At 64.2% G+C, this 11,449-nt stretch carries 8 protein-coding genes; 5 read left to right on the forward strand and 3 right to left on the reverse strand.

Annotation, left to right across the window (positions count from 1 at the left end; genetic code table 11):
- The 4 genes from VNZ93_RS05280 to VNZ93_RS05295 all read left to right on the forward strand — a co-directional run.
- On the forward strand, positions 1–1,879 hold a 1,879-nt coding region (locus VNZ93_RS05280), incomplete at its 5' end, for a tetratricopeptide repeat protein (RefSeq protein ID WP_325701093.1).
- A 94-nt stretch (positions 1,880–1,973) separates the two neighbouring features.
- The gene (locus VNZ93_RS05285) at positions 1,974–3,479 is read left to right on the forward strand and encodes a sigma-54 dependent transcriptional regulator (RefSeq protein ID WP_325701095.1); all 1,506 of its coding nucleotides are present in this window, start codon (positions 1,974–1,976) and stop codon (positions 3,477–3,479) included.
- Between the two features lie 148 nt (positions 3,480–3,627).
- Positions 3,628–5,754, forward strand: a complete 2,127-nt coding sequence (locus tag VNZ93_RS05290) for a L,D-transpeptidase family protein (RefSeq protein WP_325701097.1) — start codon at positions 3,628–3,630, stop codon at positions 5,752–5,754.
- Positions 5,755–6,068: 314 nt separating this feature from the next.
- The gene (locus VNZ93_RS05295) at positions 6,069–7,589 is read left to right on the forward strand and encodes a DUF882 domain-containing protein (protein ID WP_325701100.1); all 1,521 of its coding nucleotides are present in this window, start codon (positions 6,069–6,071) and stop codon (positions 7,587–7,589) included.
- Between the two features lie 45 nt (positions 7,590–7,634).
- Here VNZ93_RS05295 and VNZ93_RS05300 read toward each other — a convergent pair whose 3' ends face one another.
- Together VNZ93_RS05300 and VNZ93_RS05305 are read right to left on the reverse strand one after the other, a co-directional pair.
- Positions 7,635–7,916 (reverse strand): DUF2312 domain-containing protein, encoded by a 282-nt coding sequence (locus VNZ93_RS05300; RefSeq protein ID WP_325701103.1) that lies wholly within the window; start codon positions 7,914–7,916, stop codon positions 7,635–7,637.
- 132 nt (positions 7,917–8,048) lie between these two features.
- The gene (locus VNZ93_RS05305) at positions 8,049–9,113 is read right to left on the reverse strand and encodes a nitronate monooxygenase (protein ID WP_325701106.1); all 1,065 of its coding nucleotides are present in this window, start codon (positions 9,111–9,113) and stop codon (positions 8,049–8,051) included.
- Positions 9,114–9,424: 311 nt separating this feature from the next.
- On the opposite strand from VNZ93_RS05305, the gene VNZ93_RS05310 reads away from it, so the two are divergent.
- Positions 9,425–10,387 (forward strand): tripartite tricarboxylate transporter substrate-binding protein, encoded by a 963-nt coding sequence (locus VNZ93_RS05310; protein WP_325701109.1) that lies wholly within the window; start codon positions 9,425–9,427, stop codon positions 10,385–10,387.
- Here VNZ93_RS05310 and VNZ93_RS05315 read toward each other — a convergent pair.
- The coding region (locus VNZ93_RS05315) for a GNAT family N-acetyltransferase (protein ID WP_325701111.1) at positions 10,368–11,449 on the reverse strand (1,082 nt) is incomplete at its 5' end. The two genes, VNZ93_RS05310 and VNZ93_RS05315, sit on opposite strands and share 20 nt — an antisense overlap.

The following is an 11,449-nucleotide window of genomic DNA, read 5'->3' on the forward strand; positions in this document are numbered from 1 at the left end:
CGCCGCGATCATGAACAATCTCGGCCGTGTGCTGCGGGCGATGGATCGCGCCGAAGATGCCGCCGCAATCTGGCAGCGGGCGGTAACCCTGCAACCCGGCCTCGCGATCGCGCATCTCAATATCGGCATGGTACGCCACGAGCAGAGCAGGCTGGATGACGCGGAGCAGAGCCTGCGCCGTGCGCTGGAAATCCAGCCCGACTTCCCGGAAGCGACGCAGCAGCTTGCCGCGGTGATGATCAGCCGCGGCCGCGCGCACGACGCCCTGCCTCTGGTCGCCCAGGCGCTGGCGCGCTCCGAAAGCCCCGATCTCAAGGCGACATTTGCCCAATCCCGGCTCGCTGCGCAGGAGTTTCGTCCCGACCATCAAACGCGCACACTTTTCCAGCGTGCAATCGCGGAAGCCTGGATCAGGCCGGCGATGCTCGCACCCCTTGGAGCGCTCATTCTCAAGGCCCACCCGACGATCGGCCAGTCGATCCGGCGCGTTGCGGGTCAATGGGGCAATGTGCCGGCCAGCCAGCTCCTGCCGATCGATGCGGAGATCGAGGCGGCGGCCCAGGAACCGCTTTTCAGTGTTGTGCTGAATGCTGCTGCGAACATCGATGTCGAGATCGAGCGCTTCCTCACCGTGTTGCGCGCGTCACTTCTCCAGCGCGCCCAGAGCAGTGCACCTGCGAGCGACAAGGCTATCGATCTTTATGCATCGCTCGCCCGGCAATGCTTCATGAACGAGTATGTCTTCGCGGAAACCGAAGACGAGCGCACACGCGTCCACGCCCTGCAGACGGCGATATGCAACGCAATCCGCAACAACGACGCGATCGCTCCGCTGCAACTCGCCGCACTCGCGGCCTACCGTCCCCTGTATCGCCTTGACGGTGCAGAAGCGCTCTCGAAGAGAAATTGGCCGGAATCGATCCGCGCGCTCCTGACCCAGCAAATCGACGAACCGCTGGAAGAGGCTGGGCTGCGCGCAAGTATTCCGGCGCTGACCCAGGTTGCGGATCATGGAAGCGAAGAGCCGCAGGACGGCCCATCGCCACGCTGGGGTAAGGCGGCCACAACATTGCGGCCGCTCCCGCTGGATTATGTCCTTCGGACCAGCCTGCCGAATCTCGGACCGCTGTCGATCGACGTCACCGCGCCGGACGTCCTGATTGCGGGCTGCGGCAGCGGCGAGCGCGCCGTGGAAGCCGCGCTATCCTACCAGAATTCGCGCGTGCTCGCGGTCGATGAGTCCGTGGACGACCTCGCCTATGGACGCCGTCAGGCGCAGGCTTGTGGCCTGCAAGGCATTACGTTCGCGCGCGCCGAACTATCGAGCCTCGCCTCCATCGGCCGGAGCTTCGATGTGATCGAATGGAGCAGTCTCCTGCGCTCAGCCGATCCCCGGGCAACATGGGATACACTGGCATCGCTGCTGCGGCCTGGCGGCGTGATGCGTGTCGGACTGTTGAGCGAGCCCCTTCACGCGATGATTGCAGCGGTGCAAGACTTCGCAAAGCAGGGCAATTATCTGCCCAATATCGAAGGCGTCCGTCAGTTGCGGCAAAACCTGCTGCGGCTTCCTGCCGACAATGGTGCGGCAAAAGCGGCGCTGAGTTCGGACTTTTTCGCCACCGGCACTTGTCGCGCGCTGGCCTTCGGTCTGCATCACCGGCGGCTGACACTCCCGGAGATCGCCGCCATGCTGGAAGGAAATTATCTCGAGCTGCTCGGCGTCGAGGTACCCAGCGACATCCGGCAAGCTTTTGCCAAACGCTTCCCCGATCCGGCGGCACGTACCGATCTCGCCGCGTGGCACGCCTTCGAACGCGCACAAGCAAATGCGTTCGGCCTGTCGTTCCAGCTTTGGCTTCGCAAGCGACGCGCGTGATGTGTCCTGGTGATGAGTGGTTAGGCAGCCCTTAATACGGTATTAATCGAAAGTCCCGAGACTGCCCCGAAACGGCACAGCCGAGGGGATTAGTATGCCTGAGCGTATTCTTGTCGTGGACGACGACCCGGTTCAGCGACGGCTGGTCGAGGGCATGGTCCGCAAGTTCGGCTACGAGGCGATCGTGGCCGAAGGCGGCGAACAGGCAGCACGGATTCTGTCGAGCGACGAAGGCGGGCGCATTGATTGCGTCATCCTCGATCTCGTGATGCCGGATCTCGACGGTCTTGGTCTGCTCGCACGTATGCGCAGCGAAGACATCGCAATCCCGGTCATCGTTCAGACCGCCCATGGCGGCATCGACAATGTCATTTCGGCAATGCGGGCTGGCGCATCCGACTTCGTGGTCAAGCCCGCGAGCCCCGAACGCCTTCAGGTGTCGTTGAAGAACGCGCTGACCCAGAGCGCACTCGCTGGCGAATTGCAACGCATGAAGCGGAGCCGCTCCGGCACGCTGACTTTCCGCGATATCATAACCCGCAGCACCGCTATGGGTAGCGTGTTGCGGCAGGCGGAAAAGGCCGCGGCATCCAATATCCCGGTCCTGATCGAAGGCGAGTCTGGGGTCGGCAAGGAAATGATCGCGCGCGCCATCCACGGCAGCGGCGAGCGTCGTGCAAAGCCGTTCGTCGCGGTCAATTGCGGCGCCATCCCCGACAATCTCGTGGAGTCGATCCTGTTCGGGCACGAGCGCGGCGCGTTCACCGGCGCTTCGGATCGACATATCGGCAAGTTTGCGGAAGCCGATGGCGGCACGCTGCTCCTCGACGAGGTCGGCGAACTTCCCCTGCCCGCGCAGGTCAAGTTGCTGCGGGCGCTGCAGGAGGGCGAGATCGAACCGGTCGGTGCGCGCAAGAGCGTCCAGGTCAACGTGCGGGTGATCTCCGCCACCAATCGCAACCTGATCTCGGACGTGAAGTCCGGCCGCTTTCGGGAAGACCTGTTCTACCGCCTGCACGTCTTCCCGATTTCCGTACCGCCGCTGCGATCCCGGCCGGAAGACATCCCGGACCTTGTCCGTCATTTCCTCGTCCGCTTCTGCGCGGAGGAAGGAAAGACGGTGAAATCGGTTTCGGCCGACGCCATGGCGCTGCTGAAGAACGCGCGCTGGCCCGGAAATGTGCGGCAGCTCGAAAATGCCGTGTTCCGGGCGGTCGTACTGGCCGAGAGCGACGAGATCGGGCCGCTTGAGTTTCCACAGATCGCGGCACGGGATACCACGCCGGAGCATGTTACTCCGGCACCGCTCGTCCCTGACGACAGCGGAAGCCGGATCGGCGAGCAAGCCCTCCTGATCGAGGGCGGCCCCGCCTTTGCTCCTGACAGGCTCGCATTGTTGGACGGCGCCTCGCAGGTGCGTCCGCTCGACGAACTGGAGGTGGAGATCATCCGCTTCGCCATCGCCCATTACCGCGGCCAGATGTCCGAGGTGGCCCGCCGGCTGCGAATCGGCCGCTCAACACTGTACCGTAAGCTGGAAGCGCTGCAGCTTTCCGAGGAAGGCGGCGACGCGAGCAACGACTCCGTGGCGGCGGGGTAACATCCTGCCCAATAACGCGTTTTGGTAACGGGCGAGTGCGCTACGCGATTGCGTCGCGCGAAAAATTCGCGTCTTTTGCGGACCTTGCCGCTATGATGCCTGTTAATGACGATATTCCCGACCAATCCGGGACGTGGCTGAGGAGAATATGATGCGCGGCCAACGCTTCGACCGCATTCTGGCGAGCTCTGCGCTTGCTCTGGTTTTTGCACTGTCAGCGCCTGCATATTCGCAGTCGGTCAGTCCGGAAGAGACAGCACGCGTCGAGGGCCGGGTGCCGGTTCCTGACACGACGCTGCCGCCGCCGCCCACAGCCGCCGACATCGCGAAACCCGTTTCGGTCAGCGCGACCGCCGCAGCAGAGCCCGTGTCGACGCAGTCCGTCGCTCCCGCCAGCACCGAGCCCGCAACTTCCGCAGCGACGGCCCCCGCTGCGACTACCGAGCCCGCTCCTACGGCGGCTCAGCCGACTCCTGCGGCAGCAGAGCCGGCTCCTGCAGCGGCACAGCCGGCCTCCGCTCATGCTGCTCAACCTGCCCCGGCAGCCGCGCAGCCGGCCACCACACCGGCCGCACAACCGGCGGTCACAGTCGCCGATCAGGACCTCTCGGACAAACTGCGCGAGCTGATCACCGGCCGAAATGCCGACCGCTTCTTCACCCGGCGCAACGAGCGCGCGGCGGCCGAAGCCTTTTACAAGGAGCGCAACTACGAGCCGCTCTTCGTCGCAGCCCGCAAGCAGTCGCCGCGCGGTGCAGCGGTTGTTGCCTTCCTTCAGGGCGTCGACGCCGACGGTCTCGAGCCATCGGACTATCCAGCCCCGACCTTCAAGGCTGACGATGTCGATGCGCTGGCCGAGGCGGAGCTCCGGCTGATCGGCGAAGTTCTCGAATATGCGCGCCATGCCTCAAGCGGCCGCGTGCACTACTCGCGCATCAGCAACGATATCGGCTACGAACACGATACGCCTGAACCGGCCGAGATCCTCAAGGATGTCGCCACAGCGAGCGACGTCAAGCAGGCCCTGGATTCCTATCAGCCACAGCATCCGCAATACAAAAAGCTGAAGGCCGAACTCGCCAAGGCGCGCGGCCGCAGCGAGAAGCCGGCTGAAGAGGTCGTTCAGATTCCATCCGGCGGCAAGTTTGCGGCCAATGCCGACGATCAGCGCGTGCCGCTGCTGCGCAAGCGGCTCAAGATCGCCGGAGATGAAAACTCCACGCTCTACGATGCGGATGTCGTCGCCGCGGTGAAGAAATTCCAACAGGGCGCCGGCCTTTCGCCCGATGGCGTGGCGGGTCCCGCTACCTTACGCGCACTCAACGGCACGGGCGTGCAAAAGCGCGAGCGCACCGCCGACATCATCATTGCGAACATGGATCGCTGGCGCTGGATGCCGCGCGATCTCGGCAAGAACTACGTGATGATGAACATTCCGGAATATCGGCTGCGCCTGTACAAGGACCGCAACCTGTACTGGGAAACCAAGGTCGTCGTCGGCAAGCCGACACAGGCCACGCCGATCATGACCGGCGCCATGAAGTTCATCACGGTCAATCCGACCTGGAACGTACCGCCGTCGATCATCGCGAAGGAATATCTGCCGGCCCTGCGTCAGGATCCGGGTGTTCTTGAACGCATGGGTCTGCGCATGGAGCAGAACCGCGACGGCACCGTGCGCATCTATCAGCCGCCGGGTGACCGTAACGCGCTTGGCCGGATCCGCTTCAACTTCCCGAACAAGTTCCTCGTCTATCAGCACGACACGCCGGACAAGCATCTGTTCGCGCATGAGAAGCGTGCCTACAGCCACGGCTGCATGCGCGTCGAGAATCCGCTGATGTATGGCGAGAAGCTGCTTTCGGTCGTGATGCCGACCGAACGCTACACGGCCGAAAAGCTCCGTTCGATGTACGGGTCCTCTGAAATCAACATCAACTTCCCGACCACGCTGCCGGTGCACCTGACCTACCAGACCGCATTCGTGGACGATGCCGGCAACCTGCAGATCCGCGACGACATCTACGGCCGTGACGCGCGCCATATCGCCGTGCTCCGCAGCGATGAGCGCCGGGTCGCGGACGTCGCGCAGGCGACGCGCCCGACCGGAACCGGCATCCCGGCCGACCAGCTCCGTTTCCAGCAGCGTGAAGCGAGCCCGTTCGCGGACTGGTTCTCGTCGCGGCAACCGCAGCCGGGCGACCGTCGTGGCAGCCGTGTCGTTCAGGGCCGGAATGAACCGTTCCAGGGCTTCTTCGGGCGCCTGTTCCAGTAGCCCCGCTTCCAGACTCCCAGGCCTTCGAGCCGCCCGTTAACCAATCCGGTTGCGGGCGGCTTTGCTTTTGTGGAGAGGCCACTTTTCGCCACAGTCAACTCTTATCACAATCACGACAGTTCGTCGGGGGACGATAATCTCGAATTAACCCAACCTCGTAACAGTGCGTTAGCCACGCTCCGGCCGCACGCGGTCGCCTGCCTTTGTGTCAATAACCAACGGAACCTTTCGTGCCATTCGGTCAAGCGCGCCCGGCCAGAAACAGGACCACAACGCGCCTAACGCAGCGCCTCGCGCTCGCCGCCGCAATTACGATGGCCGGTTCCCTAGGGACGCATACCGCCCTCGCCCAGGGTGAAATTCGCTCTATCTCGCTGTACCACACCCACCGCGGCGACGAAATTACCGTCACCTTCAAGCGCAACGGCCGCTACGACGAGGACGGCCTCAAGAAGCTCAACCACTTCCTGCGTGACTGGCGCACCGACGACGTCACGACCATGGATCCCCAGCTCTTCGATGCGGTCTGGGAGGTTCAGCGCGAATTCGGGATCGACAAAAAGATCCACATCGTCTCCTCCTACCGTTCGCCGCGCACCAACGAGATGCTGCGCAAGCGCTCGAGCGGTGTCGCCCGCCACTCCCTGCACATGCAGGGGAAAGCGATGGACTTCTTTATCCCTGGGGTGCCGCTCGAAAAGGTGCGCGAGGCGGGCCTGAGGCTCCAACGCGGGGGCGTTGGGTTCTATCCAACCTCAGGCTCTCCCTTCGTGCACATGGACGTCGGCAACGTGCGGCACTGGCCGCGCATGACCCGCGAGCAACTCGCGCGGGTCTTCCCGGACGGCCGCACAGTCCACTTGCCGCTCGACGGCAAACCGCTGGCGGGCTTTGCCATTGCGCAGGCCGATCTCGCGAAGCGAGGGTCGTCGTCCACCTTTGAAACGGCCCGCGTCGCGGCCGCCAATCCGCTGGCGCGCCTGTTCGGCCTGAAGCAGAAGCCTGCGGCGGACGAAGACGAGGCGGAAATCGCCAAGCCGGCTGCAACTCCGACGCAGGTCGCCTCTGCCGGATTCCCCGCGCCGGTTGCACCGCGTAGCCGCGAAAACCTGTTCTCCGGCATGCAGTCCCAAACCCCGGCCGAAGCGGCGCCACTTCCGAGGTCCCGCCCCGGCTCCGCACCTGCGGCTCCGGCCCAGACGGCCGCTGCGGAAAGCTCTGCGCCACGCCCGCCGGCGCCGATCGCGGGCAGCTTCGCGCTTGCCGCTGTCACGCCTAACGACATCATCCTGTCGCGCGGCTACTGGTCCGGGCGCCCGGATCCGTCCGAGCAATCGACCGGCAGCATCGGGCCGTTCGTAGCGCCTCCCGGTTATGGCGAAGGCAAGCCCGGCGATGCCTTGCTGTCCTATGCCAGGGACATCGAGCCGGAAGCGGCGCCCCAGCGCGCCCGCCCGGCAACGCAGGCGGCCCGATCGGCAGCCCTCGCCCCCAACACCACGATCGCGTCCAAAGGCCAGCCCGACATTCCCACCGTCGTGAGCTCCGCCCCGGCGCTGAGCGAAAGGCTCGCGGCCACCGAGCGCCGCTTCGAAGGTCCGTGGATGCGGGCGCTCATCATGACGCCGAGCGTCGAGCGCTTCATGAACACCACGCTCTACGGCGCGACTGATTTCCGCAGTCTGCAGCCGATGCTGCGAAAACCGACGACCATGGTCGTGATGACCTTCGCCCTCGAGCCGCAGCCGTCGCTGACCTACGGACGCTTCGAGGGCCGCGCGATCGAGTTCCTCGCAACCGCGACGTTCATGCCGCGCACCGCTCAGCTTCGCTGACGCAGCGCTCCGGGCCGTTGCACGCGCCCGGAACGACGTGGGGGATCAAGCCTTCAGCATCCCCAGCGCGTGCATATAGGTCTCCAGGATCGCGTCCTGTTCCTCACGCTCGGTGGGCTCGATCTTGCGCAGCCTGATGATCTGCCGCAGCGCCTTCACATCGAAGCCGTTGCCTTTGGCCTCTCCGTAGACATCGCGGATGTCGTCTGAAATTGCCTTCTTTTCTTCCTCAAGCTTTTCGATCCGCTCGACGATCGCCTTGAGCTGATCCCTCGCGAAGCGGGTGGCGGCCTGTTCGCTGTTTTCGGCGGCGGCGGACGCGGGCATTGCGACGTTTCTCCTTGTGTCTGGGCACTTGTTTTCGGGAGCGGGCGGCAGGGGGTCAAGCGCACATTGCCGCTGCGCCCATCATCCACAGGCGCGCGGAACAGAGGTTGAATTTTGCAGGATGTTGCGGGTTCAGCGCAGCAGCGCCTGCGCCTCGCTGGCGAGCTTCTGCATCAGGCCGCGCGCGGACATCTCCACCCCAAGCGCGGCGGCCTGCCCCGACCAGAGCGGCGTGAAATCGCTGGATCCGGCAGCTTCCGCCTTCGCACGCAGCGGCGCGAGGGCTCCTGCCGCAAGCGGAAAGGCGGGCGCCTCCGAGATCGGGCCAAAGTCGCGCATCACCCGGTTCATCAATCCGCGGGCCGGGCGTCCGGTCATCAGATTTGTCAGCGCCGTGCCGTCGTCGCGGGCGGATTTGAGCGCGGTGCGATAGAGCCCCGAAATCTTCGATTCCGGGCAGAACAGGAACGCCGTGCCGACCTGAACCGCACTGGCGCCCAGGATAAAGGCCGCCGCAATGCCGCGCGCATCGGTCACGCCACCGGCCGCGATCACCGGAGCATTCACCGCATCGGCGACCTGCGGGACAAGCGCGAACGTGCCGGGCTGCGTGGTGATATCGTCGCCGAGAAAGATACCGCGATGGCCGCCCGCCTCATTGCCCTGCGCAATGATCGCATCGACGCCGCGCTCATCGAGCCAGCGCGCTTCGTCAACAGTCGTCGCGGAACTGAGCGTGACGATACCGGCGCGTTTCACGCGCTCAAACAGCGCCGGCTCCGGCAATCCGAAATGAAAGCTCGCGACTTCAGGTTTCAGTTCGAGAACAAGATCGCAAACGGCCCGATCGAACGGACGACGATTGCTGGTCGGCACCGGTGCCGCAGGATCGATATTGAGTTCACGATAATAGGGCGCGAGCCGCTCGCGCCACGCCGCCTCACGCGCATTGTTGAGTTCGGGCGTCGTATGGCAGAAGAAGTTCAGATTGAGCGGCCGCTTTGTACGCGCGCGAAATCGCGCGACCTGATCGCGTATTTGCTCAAGGTCCAGCATCGCGCAGGGGATCGATCCAAGTCCGCCCGCCTCCGCCACCTCAGCCGCGAGTTCGAAATCGATCGCACCAGCCATGGGAGCGAGCACGATCGGATGCTCGATGTTGACAAGGTCGGTGAAACGGCGGTCGGGCCAGGGCATCGGGCACCATCGTCTGGATGAAACGTTGCGCGATTGTAGCGCGACGCCTTGGCCGACATCCACCAAACCTTCATGCTGGTGAGGTGTGATTTTGTGATGCAAGCGCCCGTCACAGCAGGTGTGTTCACGGTGCGCGAGCGGTCTCAGGCATCAGCGCCAGCAGTAATCCTGCCGTGCGGTCACTCGGCTCGGCCCCTTATTCCAGGTTTCTTTTTTAATTTTCCCGCGCGTCGCATGCCCGGAACGTTGCTATCATTACCTGCCGGCTCGAACCGGCCGCGCCAACGATGCGCAATAACGGGAGGAAGCAAATGAGGGTCTTGCTGGCCGCCGCTTTTGCGGCGTCATTTTGCTTTGCGAGCGGTGCAGCCGCGCAAACCTATCCTGACCGCCCCATCACCGTGATCGTTCCCTATGCTCCGGGGGGCAATACCGACGTGATCGCGCGGATCATGCTTGAAGGCATGACGCCACATATGGGGCAACGCTTCATCATCGAGAATGTGTCCGGCGCCGGCGGGACCACCGGCTCTACGCGTGCGGCCAAGTCGCCGGCGGATGGCTACACGTTGCTCGTCGGGCAGATGGGCACGCATGCCGCCGCGGTCGGGCTGTACGGCGACAAGCTCGGCTATGACCCTGTCAACGATTTCGAGCACGTCACCCAGTTCACGGATACGCCGATCGGCATTTTCGTGAAGAAGGATTCGCCCGCGAAGACGCTGCAGGAGCTGATTGCCCAGATCAAGGCGGGCAAGCTGACCAACGGTCACGGCGGCGTCGGCTCAACCTCGCATGTCAGTTGCCTGCTGTTCACCTCGCTGATCGGCGGAAAGACGACGTTGATCGGCTATCGTGGGTCCGGGCCTGCATTGAACGACCTGATCAGCGGGCAATATGATTTCATGTGCGACCAGATTCCGCACACCATCGGCCATGTCCAGGCCGGCAGCATCAAGCTGCTTTCACTCGCACAGACCGAGCGTTCGCCCATTGTGCCGAACGTCCCGACTACAGCCGAGGCCGGTTTGCCGCAAATGCAGGCTTCGGGCTGGAACGCGATGTTTGCCCCGAAGGGAACGCCGAGAGCCTTCGTCGACAAGCTTTCAGCCGCGGCTGCAAAGGCTTTCGAGGACCCGACAACACGCAAACGCCTGACTGACATCGGTGCGGTGATCCCGCCCCCTGAGCGGCGCGGACCCGACGCCCTGCGCGCGTTCGTTGCCGCCGAGGTCGCGAAATGGACGCCGGTGATCAAGCAGGCATCGAACTAGCCGCCGGATCGAGGTCCAGCGACACCGTGAACAGATTGCTGTCCTCGCGGTCCTCGTCGACGGCGAAGCCGAGTTCGCGGCACATAGTCAGCATGGTCACATTGTCGCGCAGCACCTGCCCGGTGATGCGGCGAAGGCCCTCCTTGCGCGCATAGTCGATGATCAGTTCCATCAGCGCCCAGCCGAGTCCGATCCCCTTGCGATCGGAGCGCAGCAGGACGGCATACTCACCGTTGCGAAAATCCGGATCGGCATGCAGACGGACCACCCCCATCAGCGCGCCGGTTTTCTCGTCGAGCGCGAGCAGCGCGATCGCGCGCCCATAATCGATCTGCGTCAGCCGCGCGATGAAGGCATGGCCGATATCCTTGACCAGACCGAAGAAGCGGAGCCGCATGTCGTCGGCGCTGACATGGCGGAAGAATTCTTCGTACAGCTTTTCATCTTCAGGACGCACCGGACGCACCGCGACCCTTTCTCCGTCACGCAGCGTCAGCGCGCGCTCCCATTCCTTCGGATAGGGCCGGATCGCGAAATGAGCATGATGCGGCCGTCCCGGCGCGAGCAGCGCCGGATCGATGGAAATCCGCGCGTCCAGCGCAAGCACGCCCGCGTCGTCGGCAAGGAGCGGATTGATGTCGATTTCCAGAATCTCGGGGATATCGGCCGCGAGCTGGGACAGCCGTACCAGCACAAGCGCCACCAGATCGCGTCTCGCCGCGGGCACGTTGCGATAGCCATCGATCAGGCGGGATATGCGGGTCCGTGCGATCAGATCGAGTGCGCGCTGCTCATCGAGCGGGGGCAGCGCGATGGCCTTGTCCTTCACGATCTCGACCGACACGCCCCCGTGCCCGAACACGATCACCGATCCGAACACCGGATCACGGGCGAGTCCCGTAATCAGTTCGCGCGCGCGCAGCCGCGTAATCATCGGCTGCACGATCACACCGTCGATCCGGGCCTTCGGCCTCAACCGGCGCGCATTGGCAATCACGGTCTCCGCCGCCGCCCGCACATCGGCTTCGCTGGTGAGGCTGAGCTTCACCCCATCGACGTCGG

The sequence above is a fragment of the Pseudorhodoplanes sp. genome (assembly GCF_035565795.1).
Taxonomy (GTDB): Bacteria; Pseudomonadota; Alphaproteobacteria; order Rhizobiales; family Xanthobacteraceae; genus Pseudorhodoplanes.